The 21,436-nt window shown below is 71.5% G+C and carries 15 protein-coding genes and 2 tRNA genes; 14 read left to right on the forward strand and 3 right to left on the reverse strand.

The window, feature by feature from the left end:
- Positions 1-501 precede the first annotated feature (501 nt).
- Positions 502-1,365 carry a TrmH family RNA methyltransferase gene (locus tag ACIWVC_RS25400; RefSeq protein ID WP_396454656.1) on the reverse strand — a complete coding sequence of 288 codons (864 nt, stop codon included), beginning with the start codon at positions 1,363-1,365 and terminating at the stop codon, positions 502-504.
- Between the two features lie 233 nt (positions 1,366-1,598).
- Between ACIWVC_RS25400 and ACIWVC_RS25405 the strand changes: the two genes are divergently transcribed.
- The 3 genes from ACIWVC_RS25405 to ACIWVC_RS25415 all read left to right on the forward strand — a co-directional run bounded on the left by ACIWVC_RS25405 (position 1,599) and on the right by ACIWVC_RS25415 (position 7,390).
- Positions 1,599-3,899, forward strand: a complete 2,301-nt coding sequence (locus tag ACIWVC_RS25405) for a substrate-binding domain-containing protein (RefSeq protein ID WP_396450182.1) — start codon at positions 1,599-1,601, stop codon at positions 3,897-3,899.
- Positions 3,900-4,174: 275 nt separating this feature from the next.
- On the forward strand, positions 4,175-5,701 hold the full coding sequence (locus tag ACIWVC_RS25410; RefSeq protein ID WP_396454657.1) for an RNA polymerase sigma factor: 1,527 nt from the start codon (positions 4,175-4,177) through the stop codon (positions 5,699-5,701).
- A gap of 216 nt (positions 5,702-5,917) precedes the next feature.
- The gene (locus ACIWVC_RS25415) at positions 5,918-7,390 is read left to right on the forward strand and encodes an RNA polymerase sigma factor (RefSeq protein WP_396450185.1); all 1,473 of its coding nucleotides are present in this window, start codon (positions 5,918-5,920) and stop codon (positions 7,388-7,390) included.
- Between the two features lie 55 nt (positions 7,391-7,445).
- On the opposite strand, the gene ACIWVC_RS25420 is transcribed toward ACIWVC_RS25415, so the two are convergent.
- The gene (locus ACIWVC_RS25420; RefSeq protein WP_396450186.1) at positions 7,446-8,531 is read right to left on the reverse strand and encodes a phosphotransferase family protein; all 1,086 of its coding nucleotides are present in this window, start codon (positions 8,529-8,531) and stop codon (positions 7,446-7,448) included.
- A gap of 457 nt (positions 8,532-8,988) precedes the next feature.
- On the opposite strand from ACIWVC_RS25420, the gene ACIWVC_RS25425 reads away from it, so the two are divergent.
- Complete coding sequence (locus ACIWVC_RS25425; protein ID WP_396450188.1) at positions 8,989-9,666, forward strand: hypothetical protein; 678 nt, start codon at positions 8,989-8,991, stop codon at positions 9,664-9,666.
- A 2-nt stretch (positions 9,667-9,668) separates the two neighbouring features.
- Here the strand turns inward: ACIWVC_RS25425 and ACIWVC_RS25430 are convergent, their stop codons facing one another.
- Positions 9,669-11,072: a PLP-dependent aminotransferase family protein gene (locus tag ACIWVC_RS25430; RefSeq protein WP_396450190.1), complete on the reverse strand. Its 1,404-nt coding sequence runs from the start codon at positions 11,070-11,072 to the stop codon at positions 9,669-9,671.
- 36 nt (positions 11,073-11,108) lie between these two features.
- Here ACIWVC_RS25430 and ACIWVC_RS25435 point away from each other — a divergent pair, with 36 nt between their 5' ends.
- The 10 genes from ACIWVC_RS25435 to eccCb all read left to right on the forward strand — a co-directional run bounded on the left by ACIWVC_RS25435 (position 11,109) and on the right by eccCb (position 21,338).
- Positions 11,109-11,759: a pyridoxamine 5'-phosphate oxidase family protein gene (locus tag ACIWVC_RS25435; protein ID WP_396450191.1), complete on the forward strand. Its 651-nt coding sequence runs from the start codon at positions 11,109-11,111 to the stop codon at positions 11,757-11,759.
- A gap of 52 nt (positions 11,760-11,811) precedes the next feature.
- Positions 11,812-12,408, forward strand: a complete 597-nt coding sequence (gene orn / locus ACIWVC_RS25440; protein WP_396450193.1) for an oligoribonuclease — start codon at positions 11,812-11,814, stop codon at positions 12,406-12,408.
- Between the two features lie 55 nt (positions 12,409-12,463).
- Positions 12,464-12,539, forward strand: a tRNA-His gene (locus tag ACIWVC_RS25445).
- 122 nt (positions 12,540-12,661) lie between these two features.
- Positions 12,662-13,228 carry a response regulator transcription factor gene (locus ACIWVC_RS25450; protein ID WP_396450195.1) on the forward strand — a complete coding sequence of 189 codons (567 nt, stop codon included), beginning with the start codon at positions 12,662-12,664 and terminating at the stop codon, positions 13,226-13,228.
- Between the two features lie 82 nt (positions 13,229-13,310).
- A tRNA-Lys gene (locus tag ACIWVC_RS25455) sits at positions 13,311-13,383 on the forward strand.
- 451 nt (positions 13,384-13,834) lie between these two features.
- Positions 13,835-14,653, forward strand: a complete 819-nt coding sequence (locus tag ACIWVC_RS25460) for an SAM-dependent methyltransferase (RefSeq protein WP_396450197.1) — start codon at positions 13,835-13,837, stop codon at positions 14,651-14,653.
- 253 nt (positions 14,654-14,906) lie between these two features.
- Positions 14,907-16,460 (forward strand): alpha-L-arabinofuranosidase B, encoded by a 1,554-nt coding sequence (locus tag ACIWVC_RS25465; RefSeq protein WP_396450199.1) that lies wholly within the window; start codon positions 14,907-14,909, stop codon positions 16,458-16,460.
- 159 nt (positions 16,461-16,619) lie between these two features.
- Positions 16,620-16,973, forward strand: a complete 354-nt coding sequence (locus tag ACIWVC_RS25470) for a hypothetical protein (protein WP_396450201.1) — start codon at positions 16,620-16,622, stop codon at positions 16,971-16,973.
- Between the two features lie 22 nt (positions 16,974-16,995).
- Complete coding sequence (locus tag ACIWVC_RS25475) at positions 16,996-19,569, forward strand: FtsK/SpoIIIE domain-containing protein (protein WP_396454658.1); 2,574 nt, start codon at positions 16,996-16,998, stop codon at positions 19,567-19,569.
- Positions 19,566-21,338, forward strand: coding sequence for a type VII secretion protein EccCb (gene eccCb, locus ACIWVC_RS25480; RefSeq protein WP_396454659.1), 1,773 nt, complete (start codon positions 19,566-19,568; stop codon positions 21,336-21,338). Before ACIWVC_RS25475 ends, eccCb begins: the two co-directional genes overlap by 4 nt.
- Positions 21,339-21,436: the final 98 nt, after the last annotated feature.

Genomic DNA, 21,436 nt, shown 5'->3' on the forward strand with positions numbered 1-21,436 from the left:
CCAGTCAGAAGCCGAGCACCCGGATTGTGCGGCACAGCCGCCGCGCCTTTTGTATAACGCCCCGGCGCCAACCGCATAGGAACAAACCGCCGACGGTACACCGTGGCACCGGCATAGCCCGCACTGGGAACTCGTACGCGCACAGCGAGAGTTCGCAATCCCTATTTTCAAGCCTTTCAACACCGAGTCCACGTCCCCGCAGGAGAAGGCCACCCCACGACCTGGACGCCAGTATGTCCAGGCCCAAAGAACGGGGGCAATTCCTCGAATTCGCACCCTCGCCCCATCCCGGCGGGCATTACCGACAATGAACGCCTGCACCCAGGAACGCAACACCATATGCCGAATATGTTGCCGCCGGGCCTTGGCGCGAAATCTTCGGCAACCGCCCGATGCGGCTCAATTCGACCGCCGCCGAGTCGTGCACGACTCGATTCATCATCCCGCCGGTCATCCCGCCTCCGAACACTCCGTCCTCAGCGCCATTCCGGCCGCCGCCCGCTATCGCCGGAGGAGGGTGTGGCAGGCGATGGCGGCGGCCGCGGTGACGTTGAGTGAGTCGACACCGGCGGCCATCGCGTCCTCGCTCATCGGGATGCGGACCGCCTGATCGGCCTCGTCCAGCCAGTGGGACGAGAGGCCGTCGCCCTCGGAGCCCAGCATGAGGGCGGTGCGGGCGCCCATCGGCACCTCGTCGAGGGGCGCGGCCTTCCGGTCGGGGGTCAGCGCCAGGAGGGTGAAGCCCGCGGAGCGCAGTTCGGCCAGGTCATCGTGCCAGTTGGCCATCCGGGCGTACGGGATCGCGAACACCGCGCCCATCGAGACCTTCACCGCGCGGCGGTAGAGGGGGTCGGCGCACCGCGGGGACAGGATGATCGCGTCGATGCCCAGCGCGGCTGCGCACCTGTAAATGGAACCGACGTTCGCGTGGTCCACCAGGTCTTCCAGGACGAGGACGCGGCTCGGCGGCGTCCGCCGCGCGGCCCCGTCCGCGCCGGGCGCAGCGCGGAAGGCCCCGCTCAGGAGGTCCTCGATGGCCGGCAGGGGGAGGCGTTCGAGGGACGCCAGGGCGCCGCGGTGCACCTGGAAGCCGGTGATCGACTCCATGGTGGCGTCGTCCGCGACGTAGACCGGCGCCTCCACGCCGGACAGGACGTCGGCGAGGGGGTCGGCCCAGCGGCGCGCCATGAGGAGGGAGCGGACGGGGTGACCTGCGGCGACGGCGCGGCGGATCACCTTCTCGCCCTCGGCGATGAACAGGCCGTGCTCGGCCTCCAGGCTCTTGCGGAGGTTCACATCCCGCAGGCGCACGTAGTCTGTGATGCGCGGGTCGGCAGGGTCCGAGACGGGGACGAGGTGGGCCATGTCCCCAAGTCTGCCGCCCGGCGCGGCCGGATTCGGCCGGTCTTGAACCGGCGATCGCGCCGATCCGTACCGCGTTGGCGACAGTCCGTGACGGCCAGGGGCAATGCCAGGTTCGTCGGGACATACGGTGATGACCTGCGTCATTATCAGTTTTGAGTTCTTTGTAACCTCTGGTTCGTACTACTACAGTGCCGGGGAACATCGGCGGGTTTCTGGTGAATCGAGGGCAGGCCATGAGCGGACGTCATCGCAATGACTTCCCCGAAGGGATGGACGGCGGCTACGACCCGTCCAGGCCCGTCTTCGGTCCGGCCAACGACGGGTCGTCGGACTGGTTCGGGGCGCGGGACGGGCAGTCCCGCCCGCTCAACCAGCCCCCGGCGGGACCGCAGGGCGCGCCGCCCGGCGCGTCCGGCGAGACGCCGGAGTGGTTCACCCCGCGGCAGTCGTCCGAGGAGCGGGTCTACGGCTCCGGCGGGTTCGGCGGTGCGTCCGACGCGGGCGGCTACGGGCTCGGGCGGTCCGGCGGGTACCCGCAGGGCGAGCCGCGCCAGTCGTCCCCGCAGGGCCCGCCGCCGGAGTCCTCGCCGCTCGCCGGCACCGGGTACAGCGAGTACGACTCGATCAGCCGTTCCGACGGCGGCCCGTCGGGGTTCTTCGGCGGGTCCGGCGGCTCGGGAGGTTCCGGCGGCTCGGGAGGTTCGGGCGGTTCCGGCGGCTACGGCGGCGGATCGGGCGGCTACGACAGCGGGTCCGGCGGCTACGACAGCGGCTCCAGCGGCTACGAGTACGGGCGCCGCAAGCGCAAGCGCAGCGCGACCGCGCTGATCGGGCCGATGGCCGGGGCCGTGGGCCTCGCGCTGCTGCTCGGCGTCGGCGTCTACGCGTTCGCCGAGAGCGGCGGCGGCTGCTCCGGCGACGACGCGCTGAACCTGTCGGTCGCGGCGGCGCCGGACATCGCGCCGGTCGTGGAGAAGGCCGCCGGGCGCTTCAACGACGGCAAGGAGAAGGTCGACGGCAAGTGCGTCAAGGCGACGGTGAAGAAGGTCGAGCCGGCGTCGGTGACCCCCATGCTGTCCGGGCAGGCCCTGGCGAGCGGGTCCAACGAGCGCCCTGACGTGTGGATCCCCGACTCGTCCCTGTGGATCTCGCTGGCCCAGGCCGGCGCCAAGGGCGATGACAAGGGCGGCGTCATCTCCACCAAGACGACGCTCGCGAAGAGCCCGATCGTCGTGGGGCTGCCGCAGTCGCTCGCCGTCCAGCTGAAGAAGCAGGGCATCACCGCGAGCCCCTCGTGGGACAACCTGCTGAAGGCCGCCGGCGGCACCGCGGGCGGCGCGGTGACGAAGAACCAGATGATCCCGGCGGGCTCGGTGCGGCTGGTCGTGCCCGACCCGATGAAGAACGCGGCCGGCATGGGCTCGCTCATGGTGACGAGCATGCTGCTGGCGAACGACCCCAACCGCGACTCGATCTTCACCGGCATCGTCCGGACGGTCCGGGAGAGCACCGTCCCCACGACGGAGGCGGAGTTCGCGGCGTTCCGCAAGGACCAGGGCGGCAAGAAGCCGATCTCGCTGTCGTCCGAGCAGGCGCTGTACCAGTACAACCAGACGAAGCCGGCGGAGCCCGCGGTGGCGCTGTACCCGATCGAGGGCACGCTGTCGCTGGACTACCCGTTCACCGTCACCAGCAAGGACGCCGCCAAGCAGAAGGCGGCCAGGCTGCTGGAGAAGGCGATGAGCACCGAGGCGACCCGCAAGGACGTCCTCGCGCTCGGCTTCCGCACCCCGGACAGCAAGGCGCCGTCCGGCTTCAACCAGGCGGCCGGGGTCAGCCCGGCCAAGCCGCGGCAGCTGCCCACGCCGAAGAGCCAGGACGTCGCGAAGATCATGCAGGCGTGGTCGAAGCTGACGCTCGGCCTGCGCATGCTGACGCTGATCGACGTGTCCGGCTCGATGCTGGAGAAGGTCGGCCCGAACACCAACCGGCTGCAGGCCATCGCGCAGGTGTCGCAGGGCGGGCTGAGCATGATGTCCAACGACACCGAGCTCGGCCAGTGGCTGTTCTCCACGAACATGAACGGCGACCTGCCCTACAAGGTCACGGTGCCGATCGGCCCGCTCGGCGAGCGGATCGGGTCCAACACCCGGCGCGGCCTCGTCCTCTCCACGCTCAACTCGATGAAGCCGAAGCCGAACGGCGACACCGGGCTGTACCGGACGATGCTGGCCGCGTACAAGAAGATGAACGAGACCTACAAGCCGGAGTTCGGCAACTCGATCCTGCTGCTCACGGACGGCAAGAACGACGACGACGGCGGCCCCACGCTGAAGGAGACGCTGAAGCAGCTCAAGGCCATGCAGGACCCGAACAAGCCGATCCAGGTCAACATGATCGGGTTCGGCAAGGGCGTGGACCGCAACGAGCTGGAGCAGATCGCGGCGGCCACCAACGGCAACGTCCAGGTCGCCCAGACCCCGCAGGAGATCTCCAAGATCTTCCTCAAGATGCTGTCCCGCCGGATCCAGTGATCAGCAGTCGGTGATCTTACGGACGCGTCAGGTAGTTCTTGTTTTTTCCTGCGGTTCGGTGTCAACCGGGCGCAGCAGCCGATCGTCAAACGTGTGGAGGCCCGACGGGGAGCGGGGCCGTCGGGCCTCCGACTCAACTTTCCCCCAGCCCGAGACGGGGATGCGACCGCCGGGCGAACCGGCGGCGGACGAGTGCACCGCTCCCCTCTTGGATCTTCCGGACGGTCCCCAGTGCCGCGGACGCGGAAGACGAACACTGCCCGCGGGAGGACCTCGTGTCCGGTTGGCCCAGTTACGACCGCGCCGACGACGAACGCCTGGCCCGATCCCTGGCCGCAGGCGATCCGAGCGCGCTCATCCAGGTCATGGACCGCTACGCGGCCCGCCTGTACGACTACTGCCACGCACTGCTGCGCGACCAGGACCAGGCGGCCGGCGCGCTGCACGACGCCCTGATCGCCGCGTACGCGCACGTGCCCGTCCTGCGCGAGCCCGACCGGTTCCGCGGCTGGCTGTACGCGCTCGTGCGCAACGAGTGCACGCGGCGGCTGCGCGACCCCGACCGGCCGGCCGAGCGGCACGAGGCGCCCGAGGTCGAGGACGGCTTCCTGGACGACGCGGAGCTCGCCCGCCGGCAGGAGACCCGCCGGCTCGTGCACAGCGGCCTGTCGGCGCTGCGCGGGCGCGAGCGCGAGGCGCTCGACCTCATGCTCCGGCACGGCCTGGACACCTTCGAGGTCGGCGGCGTCCTCGGCCTCGGCGCGCAGGAGGCCGACGACCTGACCCGCGCGGCGCAGGCCCGGCTGCACGAGGCGATCGCGGCCTGCCACATCGCCCGCACCGGGCGCCGCGACTGCCCCGAGATCGCCGCCATCGCGGACGAGGGCGGCTGGCCGGCGCCGCCGCCGGTCATGCGCAGGCTCGTCCAGCACGTCGCCTCGTGCCCCGCCTGCGGGTCGCGGCGCGACCGCGAGGTGCCCGCGGCGCGGCTCCTGCAGGTGCTGCCGGTCGCGATGATGCCGAACGACCTGCGCGGGCACGTCATGGCCACCGCCACCGACGCCGCGCTCGCCGCGGACCTCGCGCACATCGCGCACCGGGCCGAGCCGCTGGACGAGTGGGGCTGGCCCGTCGTGGCCGACCGGGGGTCCGTGCAGGACGTCTCCGAACGGCGCAGCCCACGCGCGCTGTGGCCGGCGCTCGCCGCCGCGGCGGCGGTCGTCGTGATCGTGGCGGGGGCCTTCTACGTGATGTCGGGGTCGCCCAGCGGCGGGACGAGCGCGCAGGGCCCGTCGGGCGGGGCGACGGCGTCGGTGCTCGACCCGTCGTCGCCGCCGGAGTCCGAGGACCCGCTGGACTCGCCCACGCCCACGCTGAGCGAGACCCCGACGCCCACCCCCACGACGACGTCCGCGACTCCCACGCCGACCCCGACCCGCAAGCCGTCCACCCGCTCCTCCCAGCCCCGCCCGACCACGCAGAAGCCCTCCACCGGAACCCTGTCGGTGGGTTCCTGCACGATCAGGGGCGCCGGGCCGGGCTCCTGCACCATCCTGGTGCGAGCCGTGGGAGGGACGGTGACCTGGTCCGTGACGGGCGCGTCCGACGGCCTCCAGGCCACCGGCGGCGGCACGCTCCGCAGCGGGCAGACCGCGTTCGTCCGGGTGAGCGGCACCTGCACCCCGCCCGGCGGCACCGGGACGGTCAGCTTCTCCACCGGCAATACCGGCGGCGTGACGCTGTCCTGCCCGACGGACGGCGGGCCCGGAGGCGGCGGGGACGGCGGTAACGGCGGCGGCTGACCCTCAACGTGAGCTAGATCACATTTACATGACCGGGTGGCCTTCGACTAGGACAGATGGCCACATGGCGTACCGAAGCCGTCACAGAATCCGTTCATAAGGGAGAAATCCCAGCAACTTGGTGGCAAGATCAGGCACCCAGAGTCGACCGACAGGCGTCGGGGCTCGCCGGGGGCACGATCCACAACACCACCGACTTGGACTGGGAGGGTTCCCGTGGCCGGTGAGCCAGGGCCCGGGCGGAACGACGACCAGAGGCTGGCGGACTCGCTGCGAGCCGGGGACGTCATCGCCCTGACCGAGGTGTACGACACGTACGCGCCGTTCCTCTACGACTACTGCCACGGCCTGCTCCGCGACCGGGTGGAGGCGGCCGGCGCGCTCCGCAACGTCATCATCGCGGCCCGCGAGCACGTGCACCGGCTGACCGAGCCGGACCGGCTGCGCGGCTGGCTCTACGCGATCGCCCGCAAGGAGTGCATGCGGCGCCGCGACAGCCCGAACCGGCACATCGGGCAGGAGGCGCCGGAGGCCGACGACGACCTGACCCCCGAGCAGCTCGCCCGCCGGGAGGAGCGCCGGCTGCTCGCGCACAGCGCGCTCGCCGCGCTCAACGGCCGGCAGCGGGAGGCGATCGACCTGTCGGTCCGGCACGAGCTGGACGAGGTCGACGTGTGCGGGGTCTTCGGGATCCCGCTGGAGGAGACGCTCGCGCTGGTCCAGAAGGCCCGCGAGGACCTCGCCGCCGCGCTGCGCGCCGCCCTCATCGCGCAGAACCACTGGAAGGACTGCCCGAGCGTCGCGGCGCTGACCGAGTCGTGGCCGCTGACGCCGCAGACCGCGGCCTCGCTCGTCCGGCACGTGGCGAGCTGCCCGGTGTGCGAGGAGCGGGAGACGCCGGCGCTGCCGCCGGACCGGCTGCTGTCCGTCCTGCCGATCGCGGCGATCCCCGCCGAGCTGCGGCTGGACGTGCTGACCGCCGCCACCGCCGAGGACCGGGCCGGGAATCGCCGCGCCATCGCCGCGTGGACCGAGCCGTTCGACGAGTACGGCTGGCCGCTGCCCTACCAGCCGGCCGCGCCGCGCGCCCGCGACCGGTCGCCCCGGCGGCGCGGCCCGGTCCTCGCGGCCGTCGCCGTGGCCGTCGGGATGGCGGTCCTGTGCGTCGGCGCCTGGTCCTGGCTGCACAGCGGGAACGGGGGGACGGACGCCGCGGCGACCGGCCCGGCGGTGCCCGGCGACAGCGGCTCGCCGGGCGACTCCGGGGCGCCCGAGGCGACGCCGACCGACCCGTCCCCCACGGTCACCTCGCCGTCCCCGACCGAGTCGGAGTCGCCGTCGAAGTCGCCGTCGCCGTCCAAGACCCCGTCGAAGACGCCGACGACCAAGGCCCCGGCCCCGCCGACGACGAAGGCTCCGGAGCCGCCGAAGGCGGGCAGGCTGTCCGTGCAGGGATGCAGCATGGGCAACGACGCGTCGTGCACCATCACCATCACCGCCGTCGGCGGGGCGGTGAACTGGCGCGTGACCGGGACGTCCGGCGAGCTGAGCGCGAGCGGAAACGGCCACCTGTCCTCCGGCGAGACGGCGCGCGTGACCGTGTCCCGGACGAACGTCATCTGCTTCGGGCGCAGAAGCGGATCGGTGTCGGTCGCGCCCGGCGGATCCGCCCGCGTCTTCTACTGCTGACGGGGCCGCGGCTGCGCCCGGCGGGCGCGCGCCCGCCCGGCGCGGCCGCGGCGCGTCAGGAGATGGAGCCGGTGTCCAGGGTGCGGTGGGCGCGCTCCAGGAGGATGGGGACGCCGCCGCCGATCTGGTCGAAGCCCTCGCCGACGGTCGCGTTCTGCAGGAAGCGGGCGTGGATGCCCTCCAGGATGACCGCCAGCTTGAAGCAGGCGAACGCGACGTAGAAGTCGAGGTCGGCGAGGTCGAACCCGGTCAGGGACGCGTACCGGTCGGTGAACTCGCGGCGCGTGTAGAAGCCGGGCGCCGAGGTGATCGTCGCGCCGACGGGCAGTTCCTCGGCGTCGGCGGCCTCGGCCCAGTACACCAGGGTCAGGCCGAGGTCGGAGAACGGGTCGCCCAGCGTCGACATCTCCCAGTCGACGACGGCCGCGATCTCGGGGCGCGGCTCCAGCCGGACGAGGGCGTTGTCGAGCCGGAAGTCGCCGTGGACGAGCCGGGCGGGGGCGTCCGCCGGCAGGCGCTCGGCGAGCCGGGCGGCGAGCCGGTCGTACTCGGGGAGGTCGCGGGCCGTCCCGGTGGCCCGGATCGCCTCCTGCGAGCTGTCCCACTGCTTGCCCCAGCGCTTGAGCTGCCGCTCCATGTAGCCGTTGGGCCGCCCGAAGTCCGCCAGCCCGACGGCGTCCACGTCGACGGTGTGGATCGCCGCGAGCGCCTCCACGAGCGCCGCGGACAGGCCGCGGGCCTGCTCGGGCGTCATGTCCTCGGCGTCCTCCCGGGTGCGCAGGACGCGGCCGTCGACGAAGTCCATGACGTAGAAGCGGGCGCCGATGACGTCCTCGTCGTCGCAGAACGCCAGCGTCTTCGGCACCGGCACGTCCGTCCCGCCGCCGAGGGCGGACAGCACCCGGTACTCGCGCCCCATGTCGTGGGCCGTCGGGAGGACGTGCCCGAGCGGGGGCCGGCGCAGCACGACGCGGCGGCCGCCGTCCAGGGTGATCCCGTACGTCAGGTTCGAACGCCCGCCCGCGATCAGGTCGATCGCGGTGATCCGCCCCGCACCGGGCACCTCGCGGGACAGCCAGGCCGCGAGGCGGGGGACGTCGATGCCGGGGACCCCGGCCGGCAGTTCTGCGTCAACGGTCATGACGACCTATTAGAACGCTGCTCGGTCCGGGCTGTGAACCCCACCCCGGTACCCGGACGCCGCCACGCGCGCGACGACGCGTATACGCGCGATCCGTTGTCGGCCACTTCCGGCCGACTTGCAGGAAGGCTTCACCTGGCCTTCAGCATCCCGGCTGACCTGGCCGAACGGTGCGGCTTCCGTCCCTGGACGGGTATTTCACCGAGAGTCTCTGGAGAAAAAGGTGCCTCAAGGTGGAATCTTTGGACACCGGGGGTACGCCTCAGCGACGACACCCGAGCGCGCGGGGCCTCCCCCAGGTACGGATGTCGACCGCCGTCATCCCGGCCCATGAGACGGCAGGCTGGACTTATGAGTCCCGCTGGGCTAAGAGAAGAGGACTAGACCATTCGGGACTAGACCGCCCGATTGGGGGGGACGCACCGTGGCAGACGCATGGCTGCCGGGAGCCGGACGCATGCCGGCACGACACGACGGCGGAGCGTTGCGGGGAGGTGCTCCCCGCGCCGTCTGGTGCGCCGGCGAGCACGATCCGCGCATCGTCTCCGCGCGCTCGGTGGCCGCCGACCTCGTCAAGGAGGGCCGGCCGGCGCACCTGGTGTGGCATCCCGGCACCGGCGAGATCGTCCAGCTCCTCCCGATCACCCGCGCGGCCCTGCTCCTCGGCGACCGCGTCGGCCGGGAGGGCCGCGTCTGCGCGCAGATCATGGTGGTCGGCCAGTCCCGGACCCCGTTCACCGCATCTCTGCTCACCGGCCTCGACGCGCTCGTCCAGTGGCTGGACGCGTGGGGCGTCGCGCGCCGCTGGCCCGCCGGCCCCCCGCTGCCGTCGCCGCAGTCGTACCACGCGAGCCGCAGCCGCAAGGAGTGGGCGCGCGGCGGGCACTACGGCGCCTCGCAGGTGCCGACGCTCGACCGGCCCGATCCGGGCGGCATCGACATCCGGCGGATCACCGGGCCGGACACCCCGGTGACGCCCATCCCGAAGCCGCGCGCGCCCAGCGCGCCGGGCGGGAGCCGGCTGCTGCCGCCGCGGCCGCGCACGCCCGACCCCGTCCGGCCGCCGCAGGGCGACCCGCCGCTGCGCCCCGCCTCGGAGCCCGTGCCGGTCGGCCAGTCCGCCATGTCGAACTGAGTTCAGGGCCTGCCGCTCAGCGCCCGGATGATCTCGCATCCCTTGCGCAGCTCGCTCGCGGTCGCGGCGGAGCCGTAGCCGATCAACAGCCCGGAGGCCCGCCCCGGTTCCGTGCAGTAGCGCTCCAGGGTCTCCACCAGGACGCCCCGTTCGGCGGCTTCGGCCGCGACGCGGCGCGCCTCGCCTTGCGGGACGTCCACCACCAGATGCAGCCCCGCGGTGTCGCCGCGCAGCGCGAGGCCGTCCAGCGCGCGGACGACCACCTCGCGGCGCCGCGCGTACTCGGCGCGCATCCTGCGGACATACCGGTCGAGATCACCCCGTTCCAGGAGGATGCGCAGCGCGTCCTGCGGGACGATGGCCGTGCGGTCGTTCAGCTCCATCCGGCGCGCCGCCACCTTCTCCACCAGGTCGGGACGGCCCGCCAGCCAGCCGACGCCCATGTCCGTGGTGAGGATCTTCGCCGTGGTGCCGAGGTAGACCACCACGTCCGGGTCGAGCCCGTACAGGGCGGGCAGGGGCGCGACGTCGAACCGGAACTCGCCGTCGTAGTCGTCCTCGGCGATGAGCGCCCCGTTGCGCCTCGCCCAGGCCAGCAGGGCCCGCCGGCGCGGGACGGGCAGCACGCCGCCCATCGGGTACTGGTGCGACGGCGTCGTGTAGACGAGGCGCAGATCGTCGGGCAGGCCGTCGACGATGAGGCCGTGCTCGTCCACAGGGCACGGCACGAGCTCCGCACCACGTCCCTCTAGGACGATGCGCGCCTTCCCATAGCCCGGGTCCTCCACCCCGACGCGGTCGCCAGGGCGAAGTACGGTCGCGGCAAGCAGATCGAGCCCGTTCGTCGCACCCCGTGTGACGAGCAGCCCGTCCACAGGGCAGCGCACGCCGCGGCTACGCCTGAGGTAGTCGGCGAGTGCCTCGCGCAAGCCCGGCAGGCCGTGCGGGTCTTGGCGCTGCTGAGGCGGCCTGCCCGCGGCAAGACGCCATGCTCGGCGCCAAGCCGGTGTGTCGAGGGCCCCGGTCCAGGCGGCACCCGCCCTCAGGTCGATCTCATTTTGGGTCGCCCTCGGAGCCGGTCTCGTGGTCGGTTCTTGCGGCCTGGGCACAGGCGCGGCGGCCACGCCTTCGGTCACATACGTCCCGGAACCGTGGCGCCCTTCCAGCCAGCCCTCCGCGTAGAGCTGCTCGTAAGCCTCCGTCACCACCGTGCGGCTGACGCCCAGCAGCTTGCCCAGCGCCCTGCTGGAGGGGAGCCGCTCTCCCGCGGCGAGGCGTCCCTCCGTCATCGCGTCGCGGAGCTGGCCGACGAGCTGAGCGCTCATCGGCTCCCCGGCGTCCCGGTCAACGACGAGAGGCAGATCGATCGACAAAGTGGTCTCCGGCTTTGCGCGCCAAGTGGCCATACCGACCAGGCCACTCGCCTCCTAGCGTAGACGGACATGAACGCACTCTCATCGACCTCCCGCACCCGTCTCACCAGGCATCCGGAACGCGGCGGCACGGACCGGGCCGCCCTCTACGAGGTCCTGGACGCCGGCATGATCTGCCACCTCGGCGTCGTCGTGAACGGCTCGCCGCGCGTCCTGCCCACCTGCTACGGCCGCCTGGACGACACCCTCTACGTGCACGGCTCCACCGGCGCGAGCAGCCTCATGGCGGCCCCGTCCCAGGACATCTGCGTCACCGTCACCCACCTGGACGGCCTCGTCCTCGCCCGGTCCGTGTTCCACCACTCGGTCAACTACCGCAGCGCCGTCATCTACGGGACGCCCCGGCTCCTCACCGACCCGGACGAGAAGCAGACCGGCCTCCGCGCCATCGTCGAGCACCTCGTCCGCGGCCAGTGGGACGCGACGCGCAAGCCCAACCGGAAGGAACTCGCCGCGACCTCCGTGATCGCCCTCTCCCTGGACGAGGCGTCGGTCAAGATCCGCCAGGCCCCTCCGTCGGACGCGGAAGAGGACTACGCCACGGACACCTGGGCCGGCGTCCTCCCCGTCGCCCAGACGTTCGGCGAGCCGTCCCCCGACCCGCAACTCCGCCCCGGCATTCCCATTCCGGGACATATCGCCCAGCGCGTGACCTCCTAATTCCGCGGGCTCGACGCCCCGCGCAGTCGTTCATGGCCGTAGGGTGAATCCCATGAACGAGCGGCTGGTCTGGATCGACTGCGAGATGACAGGACTCGACCTGCGGAATGACGCGCTGATCGAGATAGCCGCCCTGGTCACCGACAGTGAACTCAACATCCTCGACGAGGGCGTGGACGTCGTCATCAAGCCGCCCCCGGAGACCGTGACCCGCATGACCAAAGTCGTCCGGGACATGCACACGACCTCCGGGCTACTGGAGGCCCTCCCGAGCGGCGTCACCCTCGCCGAGGCCGAGGACACCGTCCTCGGCTACGTCCGTTCCCATGTGAAGGACGCCAAGAAGGCGCCGCTGTGCGGCAACTCCATCGCCACAGACCGGTCCTTCCTGGCACGCGACATGCCGGCCCTCGACGCCCACCTCCACTACCGCATGGTGGACGTCTCCTCCATCAAGGAACTGGCCCGCCGCTGGTACCCGCGCGTGTACTTCGCGAGCCCGGAGAAGAAGGGCGGCCACCGCGCCCTCGCCGACATCACCGAGAGCATCCAGGAGCTCCGCTACTACCGCGCCGCCGTGTTCGTCCCGCAGCCCGGCCCCGACTCCGAGACGGCGCGCTCCATCGCCGCCAAGGTCTCCTCCGGCTGACCCACCCTCCCGGAGCCGCTACACTACTTGGAGCCGGGACGCGCTCCCGGCCACGGTGGGTGTAGCTCAGCTGGCAGAGCACTTGGTTGTGGTCCAAGATGTCGGGGGTTCAAGTCCCCTCACTCACCCCAGCTCCGAGGCCCCGGCCGTCCAGCCGGGGCCTTCGCCGTGTGCGGCGCGGTCCATCGACTCTTGAAGATCGTCCCGTTATGCTCCGTCCCTATAAATGTCAACGACACGCCAAGGGCAACGGATGAGTGTCGATGAGACGGCCCCGCTGCGCGTCCTCGTCGTGGACGCCGACCCCCAGGTCCGCGCGGACGTGATCTCCCTCCTGAACGCCAGCGACGAACTCCAGGTCGTCGCCGACACCCCCGACCCCCAAGCCGCCCGCACCCTCGCGGAGCGCCTGCGGCCCGACATCGTCCTGCTCGACGCGGCCTCCGCCGCCCACGCGGCCGCCCTCAGCGCCGCCTCCCGCGTCTTCCTCCACTCCGGCGACCAGCCCGCCGTCGAGACCGCGCTGCGCGCCGGCGCCTGCGGCCACCTCGTCCCCGGCGCCTTCACCGCCCCCGACCTCATCCGCGGCGTCCGCGCCGCCTCCCGCACCACCCTCGGCCTGTCCGCCCGCGAATCCGAGGTCATGGACCTCATCGCCACCGGACGCTCCAACGGCGAGATCGCCCGCCAGCTCTTCCTGTCCGAGAAGACCGTCAAGAACCACGTCAACCGCATCTACGCAAAGCTCGGCGTCAGCTCCCGCGCCACCGCCATCGCCCTCTGGCGCGGCATGGTCAGCGTCCTCCCCGCCCAGGACTAAACCGATTCGCACTGCTCCGCAGCCCCTGGTACTGTTCTTCCTGTCGCGAGGGCCCCGGCCAAGGCCAAGGCCCACCAGACACGCGCCGTTAGCTCAATTGGCAGAGCAGCGGACTCTTAATCCGCGGGTTCGGGGTTCAAGTCCCTGACGGCGCACTCGGGCCTCCTATGTTCGTAGCCCCTTCGGGGTTACTTCCCGGGGGCCTTATTTCTTTTGGGGGGCGACCCCCCATGCCCCCCGATCTGGGGGGCTCCCCCCAGGCCCCCCAAGGGGCGCCACTTCCTGCTGGGCCTCGGGGGCTTCTTGGGAGTCCAGCCTCAGTGGGTTAGCTGGAACTGCGACCGCCGTTCAGCCGCGCCACCGTTCGGCCAGGCCCGTCCGGGCAGCTCACGAAAGCCCGCTAATTAAGGCGGGGCTGCGGTGGGTCGGGCTTGCACCGTCTTTGATCCAGCGTCCAGGCATTGGTCGTGGCGACGCATCGTGCTGGGCCGGCCCGGGGGATTCTCTGGCTCACGCGGTCCTGGGGCGATCGGCGTCGGGGGGAAGGGGCCGAGGTCTACCATTGGGTGGGCACTTCGGGGGTGGTCGGAGGGTGGAGGTGTCTTGGTGAGCGAGCTGGACGAGAGCGCTGAACTGTCGGCGCGGATCGATACGACGGTGGCGCATCCGGCGCGGCGGCAGAACTACTGGCTCGGCGGGAAGGACAACTTCGCGGCCGACCGGGAGTCAGGGGACGCGATCGCCGCCGCGTTCCCCACCGTGCGGACGGCGGTCATCGAGAACCGGCGGTTCATGCGCCGGGCGGTGTCCTACCTGGCGAATGAGGTGGGGATCGACCAGTTCCTCGACATCGGCACGGGCATTCCCACCAGTCCCAACGTGCACGAGATCGCGCAGGAGGCCGTGCCCGAGGTGCGCGTGGTGTACGTCGACAACGACCCGATCGTGCTCGTGCACGCGCGTGCCCTGCTCACCAGCGGCCCCGACTCCGTCACCGCCTACATCGACGCCGACGTGCGCGAACCCGGGAAGATACTGGATCATCCGGAGCTCCTGCGGACGCTCGACTTCTCCCGGCCCATAGCGCTCGTCCTCACCGCGGTGCTGCATTTCGTGTCGGACGAGTACGACCCGTACGGGATCGTCGCCCGGCTGGTCGATGCGCTGCCGGCGGGCAGCTATCTCGTCATGTCGCACGCCACCAACGACTTCCTGACCGAGGAGGAGGCGGCCGCGATCGCCGCGGGGCGGTACGGGCCGTTCTTCGGGCGCAGCGAGGCGGAGTTCACGCGGTTCTTCGAGGGCATGGAGCTGGTCGAGCCCGGGATCGTGTCAGTGGCCGAATGGCGGGCCGAGGACGAGGTCCAGCCGCGGCCCACTCCGGCGGAGGCTTACACGTACTGCGCGGTCGCCCGGGTGAGGTAGTCCTCCGCGGGCCCTTGCAATTGGGGCTTGACAGCGTCCGCGGAATGTTATGTGCTCGCAGCACCGCCCTGAAACCACGACCCTATGAGGGAGGGCTGCCTCGGCCGGTTCATGTTAGCGATAACATTCTAGGCTTCAGAAAGACATCGCAGGTCGCGAGGGTCGCATGTGACGGCTCTTGGTCGACTTGTGAGCGCTAACTTGTGCCGTCCCCCGCCCGTAATAGGAGTCGGCAGCAGAAAGGACAGCTCCCATGGCGGTTCGGTTACGGCTAGCGCAATGGAAAAGGACGGCGCTGTTCGCCGCGGTGATCGCCGCGCTCGGCCTCGTGGCCGGCATGCCGGGGCGGTCGCTGGCGGCGGGGCCGCTGCCGTGCGACATCTACGGCTCCGCCGGGACGCCGTGCGTCGCGGCGCACAGTACGACGCGGGCGCTGTTCGGCTCGTACGGCGGCCGCCTGTACCAGGTGCGCCGGGCGTCGGACGGGCGGACGCGCGACATCGGCGTCCTCTCGGCCGGCGGGTACGCCGACGCCGGGGCGCAGGACTCGTTCTGCGCCGGCACCACCTGCGTCATCTCGGTCATCTACGACCAGACGTCCCGCCACAACGATCTGACCCCCGCGCCTCCGGGCGGCGTCGGCGGCCAGGACGACCCCGTGCCGGCGGACGCGCTGCCGGTCACCGCGGGCGGCCGCACGGTGTACGGCGCGTCGTTCTCCGGGCGCATGGGCTACCGCGACAACTCGACGTCGGGCGTGGCGACCGGCAGCCAGCCGGAGGGGATGTACATGGTCACCTCCGCGACGCACTTCAACAGCGGCTGCTGCTTCGACTACGGCAACGCCGAGACCAACAACCTGGACAACGGCAACGGCCACATGGACGCCATCTACTTCGGCACCCTGTGCTGGTTCTCGCCGTGCCACGGCTCGGGTCCATGGGTGATGGCCGACCTGGAGAACGGCCTGTTCCAGTCGGCCAACGGCGGCAGTGAGAACACCGGCAACACCGGCAGCCGGAACCCGTTCGTGACGGCGACGCTGAAGAACAACGGGACGAACTTCTTCGCCATCAAGGACGGCAACGCCCAGTCCGGCGGGCTGTCCACGCGCTATTCGGGGCCGCTGCCGACGTCGCGGCCGGGGTATTCGCCGATGCACAAGGAGGGCGCGATCATCCTCGGCATCGGCGGCGACAACAGCAACAGCGCCGTCGGCAACTTCTTCGAGGGCGTGATGACCTCGGGGCTGCCCAGCGACGCGGCGGAGAACGCCGTCCAGGCCAACATCGTGTCGGTCGGATACGGGGCGCCGAGTCCCGTCCCGGCGGGCGGCCTGACGCCGGGCTCGACGATCTCGCTGCGCGCGACGACGGCCTGCTGCACCACGCGGTACATCCGCCACCAGAACGACAACGCCGTGACCTCGGTGATCTCGTCCGGCAGTTCGTCGCTCGACAAGAACGACGGATCATGGATCGTGCGCCGTGGGCTGGCGGACGACTCCTGCGTGTCGTTCGAGTCCCGCAACTACCCGGGTGACTTCCTGCGGCACTTCAACTACCAGCTCTACCGGCAGCCGATGGACGGGTCCGCGATCTTCCGCGCCGACGCCACGTTCTGCCCGCAGCCCGGAAAGAGCGGCAGCGGGACGTCCTTCGCCTCCTACAACTACCCCGACCGGTTCATCCGGCATTACAACGACACCGTCTACATCGCGAGCAACGGCGGCTCCCACGACTTCGACGCGTCCGCGAACTGGGCGGCCGACGTCACCTGGGCCGTCACCTCTCCCTGGGCTCCCTGACACCCGAAACGGCGAGAGCCGCCCTAGGCCCGGGGGCGGCTCTCGTCCCATGTCCGGAAGCGGTGGCAGGTTTCTCAACGGGGTGGATAATCTGCCGGAGCAGGCGCGGCCGAGGGGCGAGCGGACGGGGTGAGGATCGTGCGGGCGACCCGTATCTCAGTGATCATCGAGGGCGACGATCTCCAGGAACTCGACGAGCTGACCCGCAGTCTGGAGGAAGAGCTTCTTCTGCTCGATTCCGTGACGGAGGTCGAGCGCCCCGAGGAGGAATCGCCGGAGGGCGCAAAAAGCGCCACCGTGGCCGCGATCGGGACGCTCATCGTCAGCGGCGTCTTCTCCCGGGCGGCATTGCGCGCGCTGGTCGGCCTCGTCGCGGAATGGCGCAAGCGGACCGAGGCGCGGAAAGTCGAACTGGTCGAGGGCGACGATTCCCTGGCGGTGGAGGGGCTGTCGGCCAAGGAGCAGCGCGAGCTGATCGACCGGTGGCTGCGGCGCCGCGAGGGGGACGGATGAGGACGGGGTCCCGAAGCCCGGCATGAGCAGGATCGCCCTGCTGGTCGCCACGACCGAGTACGTCGACCCGGGCCTGCGGCTGCTGCGCTCGCCCGCGCAGGACGCCCGGCGCCTCGCCGCGCTGCTGGAGGACGACTCGATCGGCTACTTCGACCGGGTGCTCGTCCTGGCCAACGAGCCGAAGTCGGCGATCGAGGAGCACATCGAGGAGCTGTTCGGCCGGCGCGACCCGGCGGACACCGTCATGCTCTACATGTCGTGCCACGGCATCCGCGACAAGCACGGGCGGCTGTTCTTCACCACCGTCCGGACGCGGCGGGACCTCCCCGAGTCGACGTCGGTGTCCGCGCGGTTCGTCGAGGAGCAGATGAGCCGGTGCCGCGCCGCCGGGAAGATCCTGCTGCTCGACTGCTGCTACGGCGGCGCGTTCGTGCAGGGCATGGAGCCGTTCGCGGCGACGGACGGCGGGGAGCTGAGCGCGCAGGCCGCGGGCAAGGGCACGTACGTGATGGCGGCCTCGGACGTCCTGGAGTTCGCCTACGAGGGCGAGACCATGAAGCACCGGTCGGGCCCGTTCCGCTCGGTCTTCACCGAGGCGATCATCGACGGGCTCGGCACGGGACGCGCGGACGCCGACAACGACGGCGTCATCACCGCCCACGAGCTGTTCGTGCACATCCAGGACCATGTGCGCCGGTCGGGCGTCCCGCAGACGCCCACCGAGTTCACGTCCGGGGTGCAGGGCAACATCCCGATCGCCAAGGCGGCGCTCTGGCACCGGGACGCCGACGCGCGGGCCGACCCGTTCGGGGAGGAGAGCCTGCCGCTCACCGAGCTGCTGCCGGCGCTGGTGCCGACCGAGGACCGGGGCCTGTGCGCCCCGGGCTGGCCGCGCAACGGCACCTTCGCCGTGCCGCTCGGCCGCATGTACGACCCCGAGCACGGGCTGCGCGAGACGCTCACGCTCGACCTCTCCGGCGGCGCCGCGCACGTCGGGATCGTCGGCGGCATGTGGAGCGGAAAGACGTCGGTGCTGCGCACGCTGGCGTGCTCGCTGGCGCTCACCCACTCCCCCGCGGAGGCCCAGATCTACGCGCTGCACGGGGAGCCGGACGGGCTGGCGCGGCTGGCCGGGCTGCCGCACGTCGGCAAGATCGCCGACTATTCGGAGCGGGACGCCGTCCGGGAGATCGTGGAGGGCGCGGCGGCCCTGCTGAGCCGCCGGGAGCAGGTGTGCGGCATGCTGCGGATCCGCTCGCCGCGGCTGTTCCGCTCCAGGAGGCTGCGGGGCGAGATCCCGGGCGACGAGGTCGGCGAGGTCTTCCTGCTCATCGACTCCTGGCCGGACTTCGCGGACCGCTACCCCGAGTTCGCCCGCCTGTGCCTGCGCATCGCCCAGCTCGGCGCCTACTACGGGATGCACCTCGCCGTCTCGTCCGACCGCTGGCGCGACATCCCGGACGAGCTGCTCCCCCACCTGAGCAACTGGATCGAGCTGGCCCTCGCCGACCCGCAGGAGTCGCGCATCGACGCGCAGCTCGCGGGCGCGCTGCCGCCGAGCGGCCCCGGATTCGGGCTGTCCCGCGGCGGCCGCTACGTGCGCATCGCGGTGCCGGCGGCGTCGGAGGGCCCGGACGGGACGCCGGAGGACGACTCGGCGGCGGTCGACGAGCTGGTCGGCCGGATCGCGGCGGCGTGGCGGGGGCCGCGGGTCCCCGCGCTGGACGGCCAGGACGGCCCCGCCATGCGGTCGCCCGGCCTGCTGGAACTCATCGGCGTGCCGGACCCGTCCACGTTCGACACGTCCGGCGCGTGGTCGCGGCGCACGCGCGACAAGCTGCTGCGCCCCGTCATCGGCGTGGACCTCCTCGGGCGGCCCGTCGAACTGGACTTGAAGGAGCCCGCGGAGGGCGGGGTGGGCCCGCACGGGCTGCTCGTCGGAGCGACCGGGTCCGGCAAGTCGGAGCTGCTGCGCACGCTCGTCCTCAGCCTGGCCGTCACCCATTCGTCGGAGGTGCTCAATTTCCTGCTCATCGACGGGAAGGGGAGCGGCACGTTCGGGGGCTTCGAGCGTCTTCCGCATGTGTCGGCGGTCGTCACCGGCCTGCAGGACGAGCTCGCGCTCATCGAGCGTCTGCGCGCCGTGCTGGCCGCCGAGCTGGCCCGGCGGCGGAAGCTGCTGCAGTCCCGCGACCACGGGACGCAGCGGGCCTACGAGGAGGCCCGGGCGCAGGGCGCCGAACTGGAGCCGCTGCCCGCACTGCTCATCGTGATCGACGAGTTCGCCGAGCTGCCGTCGCTCTGGCCGCCGTTCGCCGACGGCCTGGAGGACATCTGCCGCAGGGGCCGGTCGCTGGGCGTCCATCTGCTGCTGTCCTCGCAGCGCTTCGACGAGGCGACGTCCCGGCGCCTGGGGGCCCACATGACCTACCGCATCGGCATGCGCACCTACTCGGCCGAGGAGTCGCGGATGATGCTCGGCGTGCCGGACGCCTACACCCTGCCGAACCAGCCGGGCAGGGGCTATCTGAAGTTCGGCGCCGACACGATGATCGGCTTCCAGGCGGCACTGGTGCCGGGAGGGCGGCGTACGTGAAGAGTTCGTCCGCGCCCGGCGGCGGGTCCCCGCTCGAACTGATCCTGAGCAGGCTCGAAGGGCAGGGGCCGGCCGCTCACCGGATCTGGCAGCCGCCGCTGAACGAGTCGCACACGCTGGATCAGCTGCTGCCTCCGCTCCGGCGGACGCCCGGCAGCGGCCTCACCGCCGCCGATGAGCGGCGGCATGTATCTGATCTGACCTCCATCGCCGGAGTCGTGGACGTGCCCAGCGAGCAGAGCCTCAGGTGGCTGGGGGTCAGCATGGCCACCGGGCATCTCGCCATCGTCGGCGGGCCGCGCACCGGGAAGTCGACCCTGGTGGCGACCCTCGTCGCGTCGATCGCGCTCACCCACACCCCTGCGGAGGCCCAGTTCTACTGCCTGGACTTCGGTGCGGGCCCGGGTGCGGTCGGCGGCCTCGGCGAGCTTCCCCACGTCGGGTCCATCGCGTCCCGCCGGCAGCCGGAACTGGTGCACCGCACCATCGCCGAACTCACCGCGCTCGCCGAGCACCGCCGCCGGAAGGTCGAGGACGCGGGAGCCAGGACCGCGGCGACCTGGCAGGAACTGCGGAGGACGCCCGCACTGGCCCCCGACGAGTACGGCGACGTGTTCCTCGTGATCGACAACTGGGGCGCGCTCCGGGACGTCGAGGATGGGGTCGAAGACCTCGTCGCCGACCTCGCCGGCGCCGGTTTCGGGGCCGGGCTCCACCTGATCGTCACGGCCGGGTCCTGGTCAGAGTTCAAACCCGGGATCAGGGAGCTCTTCCGCCACTGCCTCGAACTGCGCCTGCCGGACCCTTCGCAATCCCAGATCGACCCCGAAGCGGCGGCTCTCGTGCCGGAGGGGCGCCCGGGGCGGGGGATCGTGCCCGACGGAGCGCAGTTCCTCTCCGCGTTGCCCCGCATCGACGGCAATGCCTCCGCGGACGACCTGGCACAGGGGATGCGCTCCATGGTTCAGGCGGTGAAGGAGGCGTGGAGCGGGCCGCCGGCGCCGCCCATCCGGATGCTTCCCGCGCTGCTCCCCTTCGACGCCCTCCCCGCGGACTCCGACCGCGGCATCCCCATCGGCATAGAAGAAGAGGCGCTGTCGCCGGTCTTCCTGGACTTCGTCAAGAACCCGCACTTCGCCGTCTTCGGCGACACCGAATGCGGGAAGTCGAACCTGCTGCGGTTGCTGATCCACGGCATCGAGAGCCGGTACACGGCGGAGCAGGCACGCATCATCATCGTGGACTACCGCCGCTCGCTGCTGGACTCCGCCGACACCGAGCACCACATCGGCTACGGGGCCTCCAAGGTCGCGACGCAGCAGGTCCTGGGGGAGGTGCACAGCGCGCTCTCTGCCCGGTTCCCGCCCGTCGGCGTGACCCCCGAGCAGCTCCGCGACCGGTCATGGTGGTCGGGCGCGGAACTGTTCCTCGTCGTGGACGACTACAACCTGGTCGCTACGCCGTCGGGCAACCCGCTGGAGCAGATCATCGAGCTGCTGCCGCAGGCCCGGGACATCGGCTTCCACCTGATCCTGGCGCGCTCGATGGTGGGAGCCGGCCGGGCCATGTACGACCCGCTGATCAGGAGCCTCGACGACGCGGCCTCCCCCGTGCTCGTCATGTCCGGGCGGAGGGACGAGGGGAACCTGTTCGGCCTGGACGCCCGGCCGCTCCCCCCGGGCCGGGGGGTGCTCGTCGACCCGAGCGCCGGGAGGCGGCTCGTCCAGACGGCCCTGTTCCCGCCCCCGCAAGAGCAGAAAGGCCCCTGAGCCGAGGTCGGGCGAGGGCCGCGCGACAGCACCTGGCGGGCCACCATGCCCTCGGCCCCTTATTGACCGACCGGTCGGTTGTTAGTAGCGTGCGTCCC

The organism is Actinomadura sp. (genome assembly GCF_044508335.1).
Classification (GTDB): domain Bacteria; phylum Actinomycetota; class Actinomycetes; order Streptosporangiales; family Streptosporangiaceae; genus Spirillospora.

Coding starts and splice junctions, on each gene's coding strand:
- ACIWVC_RS25400 (WP_396454656.1), bottom strand. CDS start 1,365: ATGGCCCACCTCGTCCCCGTCTCGGACCCTGCCGACCCGCGCATCACA.
- ACIWVC_RS25405 (WP_396450182.1), top strand. CDS start 1,599: ATGAGCGGACGTCATCGCAATGACTTCCCCGAAGGGATGGACGGCGGC.
- ACIWVC_RS25420 (WP_396450186.1), bottom strand. CDS start 8,531: ATGACCGTTGACGCAGAACTGCCGGCCGGGGTCCCCGGCATCGACGTC.
- ACIWVC_RS25425 (WP_396450188.1), top strand. CDS start 8,989: ATGCCGGCACGACACGACGGCGGAGCGTTGCGGGGAGGTGCTCCCCGC.
- ACIWVC_RS25430 (WP_396450190.1), bottom strand. CDS start 11,072: ATGGCCACTTGGCGCGCAAAGCCGGAGACCACTTTGTCGATCGATCTG.
- ACIWVC_RS25435 (WP_396450191.1), top strand. CDS start 11,109: ATGAACGCACTCTCATCGACCTCCCGCACCCGTCTCACCAGGCATCCG.
- orn (WP_396450193.1), top strand. CDS start 11,812: ATGAACGAGCGGCTGGTCTGGATCGACTGCGAGATGACAGGACTCGAC.
- ACIWVC_RS25450 (WP_396450195.1), top strand. CDS start 12,662: ATGAGTGTCGATGAGACGGCCCCGCTGCGCGTCCTCGTCGTGGACGCC.
- ACIWVC_RS25465 (WP_396450199.1), top strand. CDS start 14,907: ATGGCGGTTCGGTTACGGCTAGCGCAATGGAAAAGGACGGCGCTGTTC.
- ACIWVC_RS25475 (WP_396454658.1), top strand. CDS start 16,996: ATGAGCAGGATCGCCCTGCTGGTCGCCACGACCGAGTACGTCGACCCG.